Source organism: Halobacterium wangiae (assembly GCF_021249345.1).
Taxonomy (GTDB): Archaea; Halobacteriota; Halobacteria; order Halobacteriales; family Halobacteriaceae; genus Halobacterium; species Halobacterium wangiae.
In genome coordinates this window covers 1038772-1054726 of the sequence record NZ_CP089588.1, presented here as the reverse complement: position 1 = coordinate 1054726, position 15955 = coordinate 1038772, and the positions used below count along the sequence as shown (strand labels likewise).

Genomic DNA, 15955 nt, shown 5'->3' with positions numbered 1-15955 from the left:
GCCGGCCAGCGGGTAAGTAAGCTTTGACCCCACTCGCGCCCAACGCTTTAAGTCGCGCTCTGCGTATGCGGGCACATGACAGGGCACGTGTTCGCCGTCGCCTCCGGGAAAGGGGGCGTCGGCAAGACGACGACCGCGGTGAACGCCGCGGCCGCGATGGCGGAGTCGGGTCGGTCGGTGGTGCTCGTGGACTACGACCTCGGGATGGCGAACCTCGGCGCCGTCCTCACCGTCGAACCGGCCGCGGCGACACTGCACGACGTTCTCGCGGGGGACGCCGAGACGCTGGACGCCGTCGGGTCGGCGCCCGGCGACCTGGACGTGATGGTCGGCGGGACGGACATCGAGGACTTCGGGCGCGCGGACCCCTCGAAGCTCAGGGACGTGGCCGCGGACCTCCGCGAGGCGTACGACGTGGTGGTCGTGGACACGGGCGGCGGTCTGAGCCACGACACGACCGTGCCACTCGGCCTCGCCGACGACGTGCTGCTGGTGTCGACGCCGCAGGGCGCGGCCCTTGAGAACACCGCGAAGACGCTCGCGCTCGCCGAACGCGTCGGCGGCGAGGTCGCGGGCCTCGTGTTGACGCGGGTCTCCGGGAGCGTCGACACGGAGGACTCGGTGGCGGACCTCGACGTTCCGCTGCTGGGCTCCATCCCGGAGGACGGCGGCGTCGCCGACAGCGAGGAGGCGGGCGAACCGCTGGTCGTCTTCGCCGAGGAGAGCCCCGCCGCGCAGTCCTACCGGGAACTCGGCTACGAACTGCTCGGGGAGTCGCCGCCGCTGTCGTTCCAGAACGACGACGAGGAGGCGTCGGCGGCTGCGGGTGCCGCGCTCGCGGAGGTCGCCGACGAGCCAGGGACACGGGGGAGCCCGTCGCTGCTCTCGCGGGTGACCGGCGGCCTCCTCGGGTCGAACGGGAAGGATTAAGCGAACGGCGCGACCGCTTTGGCGTATGGCAACCGACAACTCGATCTCGACCGGCTGGCTGATTCTCTACGTCCTGCTGGCGCTCGGTCTCCTCTACGGCGTGCTGGCGTTCGTCGGCGCGCTGTAGGCTACATCGACGCCGGCGCCTCGATGCCGAGGACGGACAGCGCGTTCGCGAGCGTGTTCCGCGACGCCTCGACGAGCGCGAGACGCGCGTCCCGCAGGTCGTCGTCCACGTCGTCGGCGAGCACCGGACACGACCGGTAGAACGCGTTGAACGTGTCCACGAAGTCGCGGGCGTACGTCGCGACCTGGTGGGGTTCGAGTTCGTCCGCCGCGGACTCGACGACCACCGGGAACCGCGCAACCGCCTGCAGGAGGTTCCGTTCCTCGTCGGTGGTCAGCAGGTCCGCGTCGAGCGTGGCCGTCGCGTCGCCGGCCTCGCCGAGAATTCCGCAGGCCCGTGCGTGGGCGTACTGGACGTACGGCGCACTCTGTCCCTCGAAGTCGAGGGCGTCCTCCCAGTCGAACGTGATGGCCTTCGTCGGCTGCTTGGAGACGATGTCGTAGCGGACCGCGCCGATGCCGACCTGGCGGGCGATGCGCTCGACGTCGGCCTCGGTGAGGTCGTCGTCGCGGATGCGGTCGTCCATCCGGGAGCGGACCGCCTCCTCGGCACGCAGCACGGCCTCGTCGAGCAGGTCGTCCATGTCGACGCCGGTGCCCTGCCGGGTGCTCATCGACTCGCCGCCCGGGAGGTTCACCCACGCGTAGAACAGCTCCTCGAGCTGGTCGGTGTCGTTACCGCGGATGTCGAGGGCGGCCCGAAGCTTGTTCGCATGGAGCTCCTGGTCCTCGCCGAGGACGGTGATCGCGCGGTCGAACGTGTCGAACTTCCACTCGTGGTGGGCGAGGTCGCGGGTGGTGTACAGCGTCGTGTCGTCCGAGCGCAGGAAGACGAACGACTGCTCGATGCCCCACTCCTCGAGGTCGAGCTGCCAGGCGTCCTCCTCCTCAAAGGCGTACTCGGAGGCCTTCAGGTCCGCGACGACCTCGTGGGTGGAGCCGTCGCGGAGGAACTCGGTCTCCCGGACGAACTCGTCGAACTCCGCGGGGAGGCGTTCGAGGGTCTCCCGCATCCCGCCGAGCACGCCCTCGACGACCTCGCCGACGCGCTCGTAGGTCGCCTCGTCGCCACGGTCGAGGCCCTCGATGATGGCCGCGATCTCCGCCTCTGCCTCCTCGACGGCCTCCGGTTCGCCCTCCTCCAGGAACTCGTTGCCCGCGCGGTAGTAGCGCACGAGGTCGTAGTCGGGTTTGTCGCGGCCGGGTTCGGGGAGGTCGGCCTCGTCGAAGTTCTCGTAGGCCCACGTGAACACGGCCATCTGGCGCCCCGCGTCGTTGACGTAGTACTCGCGGGTGACGTCGTGGCCGGCGTAGTCGAGGACGCGGGAGACGGCGTCGCCGAGGATGGGGTTCCGGGCGCGCCCGACGTGGACGGGACCGGTAGGGTTCGCGCTCGTGTGCTCGACGACGACCGACTCCCCGGAGTCGGGCAGGCGGCCCCAGCCGTTGGCCTGCGCGGACTCCAGGGTGGCCGCGTAGTACTCCTCGCTCGGCGTGAAGTTCACGTACGGGCCCTGCGCGGTGGCGCCGCCGACGTAGTTCGCCTCGGTCAGGTCGAGGGCGTCGGCGAGCTCCGCGGCGACCTGCGGCGGGGGCGCCCCCGCCTCGCCCGCGAGTCGGAACGCCGCGCTGGACGCGAGCACGGCGGGTACGTCCGCGGGCGGTTCCTCGATGCCGAGGTCCCCGGTCGGGTAGCCGAGGTCGTCGAGCGCGGCCGCGAGGGCCGTCTCGACCTCCCGGCGGAAAGCGATGAACATGTGCGGTGGGTCGTGGGCGGCGGCAAAAGGTGTTCTGAAAGTCCGGACGCGAGCGGCCTACTTGCCGAGGTAGAGGTCCCGCACGCGCTCGGAGTTCCGGATGGTCTCGGCGTCGGCCTCGAACTTGTTCTCGCCCATGTCGAGGGCGTAGGCGCGGTCGGTGACGTCGAGCGCGGCGTCGACGTTCTGTTCGACCATCAACACCGCCGTGCCGGTCTGCCGGATCTGGTCGACGTGATCGAACGTCCGCTCGATGAGCTGGGGCGCCAACCCCGCGGAGGGCTCGTCGATGAGCAACACGTCGGGGTCGGGCATCAACGCGCGCGCCATCGCCAGCATCTGGCGTTCGCCGCCGGACAGCGTATCGGCGTCCTGGCCGCGGCGCTCCTCGAGCCGTGGGAAGAGGTCGAACATCCGCTGGCGGCGGTCGTCCGCGTCGCGGGCGTGGATCGACCCGATGTCGAGGTTCTCCGCGACGGTGAGGTTGGGGAACACGTTCGACGTCTGCGGGACGTACGCGACCCCGTGGGAGACCATCTGGTTGGCCTCGAGTCCCGAGTAGTCCTCGCCGTCGATCTCGATCGTACCGGCCCACAGCGGCAACTGCTTGAACAGCGCGCGCATCAGCGTCGACTTCCCCGCGCCGTTCGGCCCGAACACCAGCACGATCTCGTCGTCCTGCACGTCGATGTCGACGCCGTACAGCACCTGGAGGTCGCCGTAGCCGGTCTCGACGTCGCGCGCGGAGAACACCGCGTCGTCGTACCGCCGGACGGTCTCGATGTCGGTCATCGGTCGTACCCCCCGAGGTAGGCCTCGACGACCCGTTCGTCCTCCTGGACGATCGAGGGCGGGCCCGACGCAAGCGTCTGCCCGTTGTGCATCACGACGACCCGGTCGCAGTTCTCCATCACGACGCCCATGTCGTGCTCGATGAGCAGGATGGTCCGGCCGCGGTCGTTGAGTTCGCGGAGCCGGGCCAGCAGTTCGTCGGTCAGCGACGGGTTGACGCCCGCGATGGGCTCGTCCAGCAGGATGATCTCGGGGTCCATCATCAGCACCCGGCCGAGTTCCAGCAGTTTCCGCTGGCCGCCCGAGAGCGCGCTCCCGTACTCCTCGGCGAGGTGGTCGAGTTCGAGGAACTCGAGGGTCTCGTCGACCGTCGCCTGGATGTCGGCCTCCTGGTCGTTGACCGCACGGGACTGGAAGATGGTGCTGAGCGCTCGCTCGCCGACCTGCCCCTTCGCGGCGAACGCGAGGTTCTCGCGGACGGTCATCCCGCGGAACGTCTTCGGCGTCTGGAACGTCCGGCCGACGCCGCGGCGCGCGATCTCGGTCGGCGAGCGCCCCTGGATGGGGTCGCCGTCGAGGCGCACCGTGCCGCTGTCGGGCGGGTGGACGCCCGTGATGCAGTTGAACAGCGTCGACTTCCCGGCGCCGTTCGGGCCGATGAGGCCCGTGATGGACGCGCGCTCGACGCCGAAGGTGGCGCCGTCGACGGCCAGCAGGCCGCCGAACGTCTTCACGACGTTCTCGACTTCGAGCAACTCCGCGCCGTCGTCGGCCGACTGTCCGCCGGCCGGTGTGTCCTCAGTTTGCATCGGTCACTCCTCCTCCCCCAGCGCCTCGATCTCCGAGGGGTCGCCGAACAGTCCCTCCGGCCGGTACCGGATGACGAGCACGAACAGCAGGCCGATGACGACGAAGCGCATGCTCGGGATGAACGACGGGTTGTCCGGGAGCGGGCCGACGAGCGCCGGGAGCACGCTGGTCAGCGGGTCCGGGAGCGTCCCCTGGACCCAGTTGTAGGCGGTCGTGATGAACCGGGTCGACTCCTCGAACGCGACGACCAGCACGGCGCCGGCGACCGCGCCGGTGTTCGACGCGGCGCCGCCGAGCAGCATCGCGGCCCACACCGTGAACGTCACGTGGGGCACGAACTGCGCGGTGACGACGCTGCCGAGGTAGTGAGCGTAGACGCCGCCCGCGAACCCCGCGATCATGCCGCCGATGACGAACGACTTCAGCTTCACCACGGTGGTGTTCTTCCCGAGCATCTCGGCGGCGGCCTCGCTCTCGCGGACGCCCTTCAGCAGCCGGCCGAACGGCGCGTCGAGGACGCGTTCGACCAGCAGGTAGACCGCGACCAGGCTGAGGACGGCGAACGCGAGGTACGCGAGCTGCCAGGCGTCCGGGCCGAGGGCGGCCTGCCCGGGCTTCGGGACGCTGTTCATCCCGAACGAGCCGTTGGTGAGCCAAGCCTCGTTGACGAGCACGTCGCTGAACACGCCCGCCAGCGCGAACGTCGCGATGGCGAGGTAGTGGGTGCCGAGGCGGACGCTCGTGAGGCCGATGAGCAGCGCCAGCGCGCCGCCGACGAGCGACGCGGCGGCGAGACTGACGGGGAACCCCCACGGCATCGGGAGGTCGAGCCAGATAGCGTAGCTCGCGTTCGTCACCGTCGAGGGTGGCGGCATCGTCACGATGGCCGACGCGTACGCGCCCGCCGCGAAGAACGCGACGTGGCCGAAGTTCAGCAGCCCGGTGTAGCCGTAGTGGACGTTCAGCCCGAGCGTCAGCAGCCCGTAGATGCAGCCGATGGTGGCGATGGTGACGATGAACGCCGCCCACCCAGAGAGCAGCGCCATCAGAACTCACCTCCGCGGATGCCCTCCGGTTTGAGCAGGAGGACGCCCACGAGGATGATGAACGCGTAGGCCCGGGTGTAGTTCGCGGAGAGGTACGTCGACCCGAAGTTCATCGCGAGCCCGATGAACACCGCCCCGAGCATCGCGCCGTACGGCCGGCCGATGCCGCCGAGCAGCGTCGCCGCGAAGACGACGATGAGGTACTCGAAGCCGACGCCCGGCCGGAACGGCGAGAACAGCACCGCGTAGAGGATGCCGGCCAGCGCGCCCGCCCCGGCCGAGATGAACCACGTCTGGCGGACGACGTTCGTCGTGTCGATGCCCGCCACCTCGGCCAGCGCCCGGTTGCCGCTGGTCGCGCGCATGCGCTTGCCGAGCATCGTCTGCTGGAGCAGCAGGTGGATGGCGAGCATGGTGACGACGCTCGCGACGATGACGCCCAGCTCGAGGTCCGTGAGCTGGACGAGCCCGAAGTAGTCCGTGCGCCGCATCAGGGGGATGGGGAGCTGGCGCGCGCTGACGCCGACCCACCCCTGGAGCAGGTTCCGGAGCACGAACGAGACGCCGATAGAGGTGATGAGCAGGGGGAGCGCGCCGCGCCCGGAGATGGGTTCGAAGAACACGCGGGAGACGCCGACGCCGAGCAGGCCGACGATGACGATGGCGAGCACGGCGGCGGCCGGCAGCGGCACTGAGAGGCCGAACAGGCCGCCCGCGAGGAACACCGTCAGGTAGGCGCCGTACGTGAGGAACTCCCCGTACGCGAAGTTGATGAACCGCGTCACGCCGTAGGACAGCGTCAGCCCGACGGCGCCGACGGCGATGACACTCCCCTCGATGAGGCCGAACACGACCGTCTGCAGGAGGTTGTCGAGAACCATTCTGGAGGGAGGACGCGCTCAGAGTGCCTCTGGTGGCAGGCGACCCGCCTCGGTCCAGCTACCGTCCTGTGCCTTCTTGATGGCGAACGGTGCGACGATGTCGCCGTTCTCGTCGAAGTTGATGGGGCCGACGAGCCCCTCGTAGTCGACGTCGGTGCCGCCCTCGATGGTGGACGCCCCGTCGCTGTAGTTGGTCACCTGCTGCTCGGGCGGCTTCGCCACCGTCGGGATGGCCGAGGCGATGTTCGACCCGGAGAAGTCGCTGCCGTCGGCGGCGACCTGCTTCAAGGCGAGGCCCACGACGTTCATCGCGTCGTAGGTGTTCGTCGCGAACACCTTCCCGCCCTCCTCCCAGCCGGCGTACTCCTTTATGTCGCTGAAGAACGCGTCGAGCCGGCCGGCCTCCTGTGCGGGCTGGTAGGTCGCGGCGTTCAGCCCGAGCATGCCGTTCGTGACCTGGTTCTCGCTCTGGGAGAGGAAGTCCGCGTTGGTCTGGTCCTGGGTCGCGAACCAGTTACCCTCGTAGCCGGCCTGGAAGCCGGCCTCCGTGATCTTGACGCTGTCCTCGACCGACGCGATGAGGACGCAGATCTCGGGGTCCGAATCCATCATCTGCTGGACCTCCGACGTGTACGACGCCTTCCCGGTGCGGATGTCCATGGCCGTGGTGACGGTGCCGCCGAACTCCTCGAACGAGGAGCGCACCGGTTCCTTGAACGACTGGAACACCTCCTTGTTCCCGACCATGAGCGCCATCCGCTCGTAGCTCTGGGTGCCGTTGTACTGCTCCTCCCGGGCTGCCTTCGCGATGGCGCGTCCCCCGAGGGAGTCCGAGGACACCGTCCGGAAGATGTACTCGCCGCCCCGGGTGTCCAGCGACGTGGTGCCGGCGGTCGGCGTGACGACCGGTACCTCGTTCTCGACGAGGGTGTCGATGACCGCCGACATGGTGATGCTCGTCGGGCCGATCATGGCGTCGACCTCCTCGACGTTGACGAGGCGGTTGGTCGCCGACACGGAGGCGTCCGGTGAGGCTTCGGTGTCGCCCTGGACCACGGTCAGGTTCCGGCCGCCGATGCCGCCCGCCCCATTGATATCCTCGACGACCATGTTGACGACCGGGAGGACGTTCGCGCCGACCCACGCGTAGTCACCCGAGAACGGCAGCAGGACGCCGATCTTCAGCGCGTCGGAGTTGCCGCCGCCGCTGCTGGTGGTCGTCGTGTCGCCGCCGCTGGTGGTCGTGTCGTCGCCGCCCCCGTCGCCGTCGCCGCCTGTGCAGCCGGCCAGGGCCGCGATTGTTGCCACGCCACCAGATCGTTTAAGGAATCGCCGTCTGTCGATTCTCATGTGAACGGTTCTCACAGTAGAGGGATAAAAGCATTCTGTCGCTGGTAACAATCACCCGCTCCGTCAGAGGTACCCGCGGCGGAATGGGGACAGACGTGCTACGGTCGCCGCTCAGAGGTCGCGGCCGCCGTCGACCTCCAGGGCCGTCCCGGTGATCATCTCGGCGTCGTCGGACGCCAGGAACGCCGCCGCCTGCGCGACGTCCTCTGGTTCCGCGAGGCGGCCGAGGGGGATGGTCGCTGCCATCTCGTCGACGGTGAGTCCGTCGCTGGTGAACTCCGGTAACATCTCCGTGTCCGTGGCGACGGGACAGATGGCGTTCACGCGGACGTCGTCTGCGGCGAGTTCGTGGGCCAGTTGCTTCGTCAGCGTCACCATGCCGCCCTTCGACGCGCAGTACGCCGACAGCCCATTCCGGGGGCGGATGGCCGCCGTGGACGCCGTGTTGAGGATGACGCCGCCGCCCTGCTCGCGCATCCGTGGCACCGCGAACTTCGCGCCGAGGAACGCGCTCTTGAGGTTCACGTCCTGGATGCGGTCCCAGGTCTCCTCGGTGACGTCCTCGACCGGCGTCGACCGCTGGGGGACGCCGGCGTTGTTGTGGAGGACGTCGAGGCGCCCGTAGGTGTCGACGGCGTGCTCGACGAACCCCTCGACGTCGTCGGCGTCGGAGACGTCCGCGCGGACCGCGGTCGCCTCCCCGCCGTCGGCCGCGATGCGGTCGACCGTCTCCGCTGCGGCGTCCTCGTCGAGGTCGACGACCACGACCGACGCGCCGCGTTCGGCGAACAGTTCCGCGGTCGCCCGACCCATCCCCGCGCCCGCTCCAGTCACCGCTACTACTTTGTCACTCACTGTCATGGCTCACCGGAGGACGCCGACGCACTAAAAGAGGGGGAGCACCGGCAGTTCTGGTCAGGCGCCCGGGAGGTCGCCGCCCGACCCCTCCTCCAGGTTGACGGCGACGTTCTTCGACTGGAGGTAGGAGTCCATGGCCTCCAGCCCCTTCTCGCGGCCGATGCCCGACTGCTTGTACCCCCCGAACGGCGTCTGGTTCGTGTCCCCGAACCACTTGTTGACGTAGACGTTACCCGCCTGCAGTCGCTGGGCCGCGCGGTGGGCGCGCCGCACGTCGTTCGTGAACACGCCGGCGACGAGGCCGTAGTCGACGTCGTTGCCGATGTCGACCGGGTCCTCGTCGTCGCCGTACGGGATGACGGTCAACACCGGGCCGAATATCTCCTCCTGGGCGACCCGCATCCCGTTGTCCACGTCGGCGAGCACGGTCGGTTCGATGAAGTAGCCGTCGCGGTCCGGCGCTTCCCCGCCGGTGGCGAGTCTCGCACCCTCCTCGACGCCGACCTCGACGTAGTCCCGCACGCGCTCGAAGTGTTCGGCGCTGTTCAACGGCCCCATGTCCGGGTCCTCGGCGCCGGGACCGAGTTCGTACGCCTCGGCGCGCTCGACGATGCGCTCGACGAACTCGTCGTAGTGGTCCTCGTGGACGATGGCGCGGTCCGCCGCCGAGCAGACCTGGCCCGCGTTCGCGAAGATGCCCCGCTCGACCCACGAGACGGCCTCCTCGAGGTCGGCGTCCGGGTAGACGATGGCCGGGTTCTTCCCGCCGAGTTCCAGGGTCACGGGGGTGACGTTGCCCGCCGCCGCTTCCATCACCCGCTGGCCCGTGCGGACGCTCCCGGTGAACGTGATCGTGTCGACGCCCGCGTGGTCCGTCAGCGCCGCGCCCGTCTCGCCGGCGCCCGAGACGACGTTCACCGCCGCCTCGGGGACGCCCGCCTCGGCGCAGAGTTCGGCGAGACGGTACGCCGACAGCGGCGTCGTCGGCGCGGGCTTGACGACCGCGGTGTTCCCAGCGGCGAGCGCCGGCGCGACGCCGCGCGCGAAGAGGTTCCCCGGGAAGTTCCACGGGATGATCTGCGCGGAGACGCCGTAGGGCTCCCGGACCACGTAGTCCACCTGTCCCGTGCCGACGGGGACCGAGCGCCCCTCGAGTTTGTCGGCGGCGCCCGCGTAGTACTCGAAGTACCGCGCCGCGCTCAGTATGTCCGAACGCGCCTGCGAGAGCGGCTTCCCCTGGTCACGGGACTCGAGGTCGGCGAGTTCGTCGGCGTTGTCCCGGATCAGTTCGGCGACCCGGTGGAGCGTCTGTCCGCGCTCGACGGGGTCCGTGTCCCGCCACCCGGGGAACGCCTCGCTGGCCGCCCGGACGGCCCGGTCGACGTCGGATTCGTCCGCGACTGCCACCTCGGCGAACGCCTCGCCGGTCGCCGGGTCGACGGTCTCGACGTACTCGTCGCTCGCGGGGGGTACGCGCTCACCCCCGATGAGGAGGTCGTGTCGCTCCAGAGAGCGTGTGCTGCTCATGCGGCAGCCTACTCGCCCCCGTTACTTGGTATCTCTCCTCGTGGCAAACCCCCGCTCCGCGTCGGGCGGTCGTCGGGGCCGACCGTTCGCGGCGGGGTAGCGCCACGTTTTTGCCCGCGAGCGCCGAACCCGGTGGCATGCCGAAGCAGGTGGACGACCCCGACTACCACCACGAGAACCACACCGCGGCCCAGACCTGCGGGTGGACGGCGAACGCGCTCCGTGGGGAGGGCACCTGCTACAAGCACGCCTTCTACGGGATCCGCTCGCACCGCTGCATCCAGATGACGCCCGTGGTGCGGTGCAACGAGCGCTGCGTGTTCTGCTGGCGGGACCACGCGGGCCACACGTACGAACTCGACGGCGTGGAGTGGGACGACCCGGAGGCGGTGGTGGACGCCTCCATCTCCCTCCAGAAGCGCCTCCTCTCGGGGTTCGGCGGCAACGACGAGGTGCCCAGAGCGCGCTTCGAGGAGGCGATGGAGCCCCGCCACGTCGCCATCTCGCTGGACGGCGAACCGACGCTGTACCCCTACCTGCCGGAACTGCTGGAGGCGTTCCACGACCGCGGGCTGACGACGTTCCTCGTCTCGAACGGGACCCGGCCCGAGGTCCTGCGGGAGTGCGACCCGACGCAGCTGTACGTCTCCGTGGACGCCCCGGAGCGCGCGACGTTCGACGACGTGGTGGGCGCGACGGAGGACGACGCCTGGGAGAAACTCGTGGACACGATGGACGTCCTCTACGAGAAGGACGACACCCGGACCGTGCTGCGGACGACGCTGGTCGGCGGCGAGAACATGGCGAACCCGGACTGGTACGCGGCGTTCTTCGAGCGCGCGGACCCGGACTTCGTGGAGCTGAAAGCGTACATGCACGTCGGCAACTCCCGGAGTCGCCTCGACCGGTCGGCGATGCCGGACCACGAGGAAGTCCTCGCGTTCGCGGAGGCCGTCCAGGCACACATGCCCGAGCACACGGTGCTGAGAGACCAGGAAGTCTCCCGCGTAGCGCTGCTAGCCCGCGAGCGGGACACCTGGGTGCCCGAACTGGCGGCGGACTCGGAGTTCTGGCGGCGCGACCCGGCGAGCGCCGACTGACTCCCAGTTACGGAACGCGTTCCATATCCGGTATGCTTATGCGGGGCCCGACAGTAGCCACGAACATGTCACACGCCACCCGCACGCGCGAGGTCGGGTTCGACGAACTCGCCGTGCTGAAACTGCTCGCGCTCGACGGCGCGCGCCGCGGCGAAACCAAGGTCTCCTGCGGGGACCTCGCCGACCACCTCGACGCCTCCAACCAGACCGCCTCCCGGCGGCTCCAGGCCCTCGAGGACGCCGGTCTCGTCGAGCGCGACCTCGTCAGCGACGGCCAGTGGGTCGCCATCACGGACCCCGGCAGCCGCGCGCTCGAACGCGAGTACGAGGACTACCGCCGCATCTTCGAGGACCCCGACGAACTCGCCCTCTCCGGCTCGGTCACCAGCGGGATGGGCGAGGGCCGCCACTACATCAGCCTCCCCGGGTACAACCGCCAGTTCCGGGAGGAACTGGGCTACGAGCCCTACCCCGGCACGCTCAACGTCGACCTCGACGCCGAGAGCCAGCGTGCTCGCTCGGCGCTCGAGGCGATGACCGGCGTAGCCATCGAGGAGTGGGAGGACGAGGAGCGCACGTACGGCTCGGCCACCTGCTACCCCTGCACCGTCGCCAGCGACGACACCGAGTTCTCGCCGGCCCACGTCATCGTCCCCGACCGCACCCACCACGACGAGAGCCAGATGGAGCTCATCGCGCCCGAGAAGCTCCGCGACGAACTCGGCCTGCTCGACGACGACGAGGTGACCATCCGTGTCGAAGAGCGGTAACGTGACCGCCGTCGAGCGCGCCGTCGCCGCGTTCCGCGACGGCGAGCCGGTGCTCGTCCACGACGCCGCCGACCGCGAGGGCGAGGTCGACCTCTTCTACCCCGCGGAAGTCGTCACGCCAGCGGACGTCGTCCGCCTCCGGAACGACGCCGGTGGCCTCATCTGCGTCGCGCTCGCCGACGAGGTGGCCGACGCCTTCGACCTGCCGTTCGTCGCCGACGTCATCGACCACGACGTCGCCGACCACGACCACCTCGGCTACGACGAGCGGTCGTCGTTCTCGCTGTCGGTCAACCACCGCGACACGTACACCGGCATCACGGACGACGACCGCGCGCTCACCATCGCGGAACTCGGGCAAGCGGCCGCAGACCCCGACGCCGTCGACTTCGCCACCGAGTTCCGCGCGCCCGGCCACGTCCACCTGCTGCGCGCCGCGCCCTCGCTGGCCGACCGACAGGGCCACACAGAACTCGCCGTCGAACTCGCCCGCGAGGCCGGTGTCGCGCCCGCCGCCGTGGTCTGCGAGATGCTCGACGACGAGACCGGCGAGGCGCTGTCTGTCGCGGACGCGGAGGCGTACGCCGAACGCAACGGACTCGTCTACGTGGAGGGGAGCGACCTGCTGGCGGCGTTCGGGCCGTAGTCAGAACGACGACGACAGCAGCGACTCGAAGATCTGCTGCTCTGCCTTCCGGAGGTGCTGGTGGAACGTCGGCGCCGAGACGTCCAGTGACGCGGCGACGTCCTCGCCGGAGGCCTCCCGTGGCCACTCGAAGAAGCCCGCGTGGTAGGCCGCGCGGAGCGCCGCCCGCTGGCGGTCGGTGAGCGATTCGGTGAACACGTGGTCGAACTGCTCGGCGCCTGTCCCGGGCCGCGTGGTCTGACGTCGCGCCACCATCTCCGCGCTGGGGTAGGCCTCGCGGACGGCGTCGACGAGCGCCCGGGTGTCCGAACTCGGCGCGAGGTGGAGGGTCATGTGGAGGTCCCCGCCATCGACGACGAACTCTTCGACGGAGCCGCCTAGCGACGCGAGCACCGACAGTACGGGCGGTTCGGAGAGTCGCGCCTCGAAGGCCACCTCGCCGTCGCCGTCGTCCTGGAAGCGCACCTCCTCCCAGTGGGGGACGGCGTCGACGATGGCCGAGACGTTCTCGACGGCGTCCTGGCTGGCCTGCCCGTAGACGAGGTACTCCTCGTCGGCTATCGGGACGGTCTCCTCGACCGTGAACCGGCCGCTCCCGGTGGTTCCGGCGTCGATCTTCTCGAAGAGCGTCGGGATGTGGAACCGGAGTTCGACGACCTCGTCGCTCATCAGCGCGCGTTTGCGCTCGACGGCCGCGATGGCGTGGCCGACGATCTCGCCGAGCTGGCCGATGACCGCCCGTTCCTGTTCCTCGAAGGCGTACGGGCGGTCGGCGTAGACGTTCAGCACGCCGAACACCGTCCCCTCGTGGGTGATCGGGATCGCCGCCGAGGAGCGGAAGTCGTACGTCTCGGCGACCTGGCGCCACGGCGCGTACTGCGCGTCGTTCTGGATGTCCTGGGACGTCTGCATCTCACCGGTGCGCAGCGCCCTGCCGGTCGGCCCCTCGCTGCGCTCGTCGTCCGGGTCGACGGAGATGGTGACGTCGTCGAGGTACCCTCCGGTGCCCGCGCTTGCCCGCGAGTCGACGGTCCGGGAGTTCGTGTCCACGTCACCGATCCAGGCGAACCGGTAGGAGTCCGTGGCAGCCAGGCGCTCGCAGACGCCGGACTCGATCTCCTCGCGCGTGGACTGCTCGATGGCGGCGTCCGTGATCTCGTGGACGACCTCGTTGATGTCGTTGAGCGCCGACAGCTGTTCGCGCTGGCGGACCAGTTCCTCCTCGCGTTCCTTGCGCTCGGTGATGTTCTGGGACGTCGTCATCCCGGCGAACACCTCGCCGCGCTCGTCGGTGATGGGGGCGCCGCGGACGACCCACTCTGCGCCGGCGTAGGAGAGTTCGACCGACCGCTCCTCGCCGTCGAGTGCGGCCTCGAAGACGGGTTCGAGTTCGTCGGCGGTCTCCTCGTCCCAGGCCTCGCGGAAGCTCCTGCCATCGACGTCCTCGGGGTCGACGGACAGGTCGGCGAACCCCTGCCCCGCGGCGAGCGTGTAGGTGAAGTCGTGGTCGAAGAGGGTGACGATGCCGTTCGGGAAGTACTCCGCGATGGTGCGGTAGCGGCGCTCGGACTCCTCGAGTTCGCGTTCGCGCTTCCTGCGCTCACTGACGTCGCGGACCACGCCGACCTTCTTCGGGGGGTCGTCGCCCACTGTCGGCAGCGCGGTGAACCGGCTCTCGGCGGGGAGCGTGGTGCCGTCTTTCCGGTGGATGTCGGCCTCGATGGTCGCGCCCGCCACCTCCCCGTCGATGATCTGCTGGAGGTCCTCGGCGGACTGCTCGAGCACAGCCTGGTCGACGACGAGCGAACAGTGCGAGCCGAGCAGCTCCTCGCGGTCGTAGCCGGTCATCTCGACGTACGCGTCGTTGACCTGCGCGAACTGGAACTCGTCGTCGAGGACGTAGACGCCGTCCTCGATCGTCTCGACGATGGTCTCGTACAGTCCGAGCTCCCGTTCGTACTCCTTGCGCTCGGTGACGTCCTGGAAGTACACCGACAGCCCGGTCTCCGAGGGGTAGGCGTGGACCTCGAACCACGCGTCCAGTGGCTCGGGGTAGTACGCTTCGAAGGTCGTCGCCTCCTGGGTCTCCATCGCCGTCCGGTACTCGGTCTCGAACCGGGAGTCGACCGCGTCCGGGTACGACTCCCAGATGTTCTCGCCCTCGAGTCCGTCGCCGTCCGGGTCGACGAGCTCCTGGGCGCGGTCGTTGGCGTGCGTGAACGTCCAGTCCTCGTCGAGCGCGAAGAACGCGTCCGTGATGCGGCCGTAGATCTCCTCCAGTTCGCTCTCGAGGTCGTCGCGGTGGCGCGCCAGCTGTCGTTCCTTCTTCTTGCGCTCGGTGACGTCCCGACCGACGCCCACGAGGCCCGCTACCTTCCCGCCCTCCTGGATGGGGGTGCCGGTGAACTCGTAGGGGATCTCGGTGCCGTCGGCGGTCACCAGCGGCAACTCGAGGGTCCGGCTCTCGCCGTGCAGGACGACGTCCTGGATCGCCTCGGCGGCCTCCTCCCTCGCCTCGTCGGCGATGAACTCCGGGATCTCCATCTCCGCGATCTCCTCGTCCGCGTAGCCGGTCACCTCCACGAGACGGTCGTTCCAGCGCGTGAACTGCCCGTCGGGGTCCACCGCGTAGACGATGTCCCGCTGGTTGTCGAGGATGCTCTGGACCAGCGCCTGCTCCTCGCGGAGCTGGCGCTCCCGCTCGGCGAGTTCGCGCTCGACCGTCTGCTGTTCGGTGACGTCGGTCACGACACCCTCGCGGAACGCCCGTTCGTCCGCGTCGGCGACGGGGGTACCGTGCTCGGCCACCCACCGCACCTCGTCATCGGCGGTCAGGACGCGGTACTGGACGGTGAACTGGTCGTCGTCGCGCAGCTGCGCGGTGATCTCTTCGCGCGCCTCGGCCCGGTCGTCCGGGTGGACGACGTCTCGCTCCCAGCTCACGGCCCCGGACTGGAGGGCGGTGGCGTCGTAGCCCGTGATGTCACTGCAGGCGTCGCTGACGAACGTCAACTTCCACCCCGACTCGCCCAGACACCGGTACACCATCCCCGGGGTGTTGTCGATGAGTCGCGCCAGTTCGACGTCGTTGCCCGACACGTCGGCCGCGGCTGCAGCCGTCGGTGGCTGCCACCAGACGCGACCCCTGCTCCCGACTTTCTTGGTCCGGAGGTAGCCGTCGTCGGCGAGGCGTTCCAGACGAGCGTACGTGCTCCGCCGCGAGATCGGCAACGCCTCGGCGACCTCGTTCGTCGTCAAGGGTTCGCCCGGCCCGTCGACCGTCTCGAAGACTTCGAGAGTCTCGCGCAGCCCTTCACTCAGCGTGCCACTTGCCATCAGTGCTCCCTGTCGTATTCCTGGTT

13 protein-coding genes are annotated in these 15955 nt (G+C 69.5%); 4 read left to right on the top strand and 9 right to left on the bottom strand.

Translation table 11 applies throughout. From position 1 onward, the window contains the following. Nucleotides 1-75: 75 nt before the first annotated feature. Nucleotides 76-930, top strand: a complete 855-nt coding sequence (locus LT965_RS05790) for a MinD/ParA family ATP-binding protein (protein ID WP_232703070.1) — start codon at nucleotides 76-78, stop codon at nucleotides 928-930. A 128-nt stretch (nucleotides 931-1058) separates the two neighbouring features. Here the strand turns inward: LT965_RS05790 and argS are convergent, their stop codons facing one another. The 8 genes from argS to LT965_RS05750 all read right to left on the bottom strand — a co-directional run bounded on the left by argS (nucleotide 1059) and on the right by LT965_RS05750 (nucleotide 10077). After that, on the bottom strand, nucleotides 1059-2813 hold the full coding sequence (gene argS, locus LT965_RS05785; protein WP_232703069.1) for an arginine--tRNA ligase: 1755 nt from the start codon (nucleotides 2811-2813) through the stop codon (nucleotides 1059-1061). Between the two features lie 57 nt (nucleotides 2814-2870). Continuing rightward, nucleotides 2871-3605, bottom strand: coding sequence for an ABC transporter ATP-binding protein (locus LT965_RS05780; RefSeq protein WP_232703068.1), 735 nt, complete (start codon nucleotides 3603-3605; stop codon nucleotides 2871-2873). Then, nucleotides 3602-4414, bottom strand: coding sequence for an ABC transporter ATP-binding protein (locus tag LT965_RS05775; RefSeq protein WP_232703067.1), 813 nt, complete (start codon nucleotides 4412-4414; stop codon nucleotides 3602-3604). The genes LT965_RS05780 and LT965_RS05775 overlap by 4 nt, the downstream gene beginning before the upstream one ends. A 3-nt stretch (nucleotides 4415-4417) precedes the next feature. Then, complete coding sequence (locus LT965_RS05770; RefSeq protein ID WP_232703066.1) at nucleotides 4418-5461, bottom strand: branched-chain amino acid ABC transporter permease; 1044 nt, start codon at nucleotides 5459-5461, stop codon at nucleotides 4418-4420. Next, nucleotides 5461-6342 carry a branched-chain amino acid ABC transporter permease gene (locus LT965_RS05765; RefSeq protein WP_232703065.1) on the bottom strand — a complete coding sequence of 294 codons (882 nt, stop codon included), beginning with the start codon at nucleotides 6340-6342 and terminating at the stop codon, nucleotides 5461-5463. The genes LT965_RS05770 and LT965_RS05765 overlap by 1 nt, the downstream gene beginning before the upstream one ends. 18 nt (nucleotides 6343-6360) lie before the next feature. Then, the gene (locus LT965_RS05760) at nucleotides 6361-7650 is read right to left on the bottom strand and encodes an ABC transporter substrate-binding protein (RefSeq protein WP_232703064.1); all 1290 of its coding nucleotides are present in this window, start codon (nucleotides 7648-7650) and stop codon (nucleotides 6361-6363) included. A gap of 153 nt (nucleotides 7651-7803) precedes the next feature. After that, complete coding sequence (locus LT965_RS05755) at nucleotides 7804-8553, bottom strand: SDR family oxidoreductase (RefSeq protein WP_232703063.1); 750 nt, start codon at nucleotides 8551-8553, stop codon at nucleotides 7804-7806. Nucleotides 8554-8607: 54 nt separating this feature from the next. After that, nucleotides 8608-10077, bottom strand: a complete 1470-nt coding sequence (locus LT965_RS05750; protein ID WP_232703062.1) for an aldehyde dehydrogenase family protein — start codon at nucleotides 10075-10077, stop codon at nucleotides 8608-8610. Between the two features lie 137 nt (nucleotides 10078-10214). On the opposite strand from LT965_RS05750, the gene twy1 reads away from it, so the two are divergent. From twy1 to ribB, 3 genes are all read left to right on the top strand, one after another. Continuing rightward, nucleotides 10215-11177 (top strand): 4-demethylwyosine synthase TYW1, encoded by a 963-nt coding sequence (twy1, locus tag LT965_RS05745; protein ID WP_232703061.1) that lies wholly within the window; start codon nucleotides 10215-10217, stop codon nucleotides 11175-11177. A gap of 65 nt (nucleotides 11178-11242) precedes the next feature. Beyond that, nucleotides 11243-11947 (top strand): CTP-dependent riboflavin kinase, encoded by a 705-nt coding sequence (locus tag LT965_RS05740; RefSeq protein ID WP_232703060.1) that lies wholly within the window; start codon nucleotides 11243-11245, stop codon nucleotides 11945-11947. Then, the gene (gene ribB / locus LT965_RS05735) at nucleotides 11931-12593 is read left to right on the top strand and encodes a 3,4-dihydroxy-2-butanone-4-phosphate synthase (RefSeq protein ID WP_232703059.1); all 663 of its coding nucleotides are present in this window, start codon (nucleotides 11931-11933) and stop codon (nucleotides 12591-12593) included. Before LT965_RS05740 ends, ribB begins: the two co-directional genes overlap by 17 nt. On the opposite strand, the gene LT965_RS05730 is transcribed toward ribB, so the two are convergent. Further along, nucleotides 12594-15929, bottom strand: a complete 3336-nt coding sequence (locus LT965_RS05730; RefSeq protein WP_232703058.1) for a PAS domain S-box protein — start codon at nucleotides 15927-15929, stop codon at nucleotides 12594-12596. Nucleotides 15930-15955: the final 26 nt, after the last annotated feature.

Excerpts from the sequence above, each read along its gene's own strand:
- LT965_RS05790 (WP_232703070.1), top strand. The coding sequence starts at position 76 with ATGACAGGGCACGTGTTCGCCGTCGCCTCCGGGAAAGGGGGCGTCGGC.
- LT965_RS05740 (WP_232703060.1), top strand. The coding sequence starts at position 11,243 with ATGTCACACGCCACCCGCACGCGCGAGGTCGGGTTCGACGAACTCGCC.
- LT965_RS05770 (WP_232703066.1), bottom strand. The coding sequence starts at position 5,461 with ATGGCGCTGCTCTCTGGGTGGGCGGCGTTCATCGTCACCATCGCCACC.
- argS (WP_232703069.1), bottom strand. The coding sequence starts at position 2,813 with ATGTTCATCGCTTTCCGCCGGGAGGTCGAGACGGCCCTCGCGGCCGCG.
- LT965_RS05755 (WP_232703063.1), bottom strand. The coding sequence starts at position 8,553 with ATGACAGTGAGTGACAAAGTAGTAGCGGTGACTGGAGCGGGCGCGGGG.
- LT965_RS05775 (WP_232703067.1), bottom strand. The coding sequence starts at position 4,414 with ATGCAAACTGAGGACACACCGGCCGGCGGACAGTCGGCCGACGACGGC.
- LT965_RS05765 (WP_232703065.1), bottom strand. The coding sequence starts at position 6,342 with ATGGTTCTCGACAACCTCCTGCAGACGGTCGTGTTCGGCCTCATCGAG.
- LT965_RS05750 (WP_232703062.1), bottom strand. The coding sequence starts at position 10,077 with ATGAGCAGCACACGCTCTCTGGAGCGACACGACCTCCTCATCGGGGGT.
- LT965_RS05780 (WP_232703068.1), bottom strand. The coding sequence starts at position 3,605 with ATGACCGACATCGAGACCGTCCGGCGGTACGACGACGCGGTGTTCTCC.
- LT965_RS05730 (WP_232703058.1), bottom strand. The coding sequence starts at position 15,929 with ATGGCAAGTGGCACGCTGAGTGAAGGGCTGCGCGAGACTCTCGAAGTC.
- twy1 (WP_232703061.1), top strand. The coding sequence starts at position 10,215 with ATGCCGAAGCAGGTGGACGACCCCGACTACCACCACGAGAACCACACC.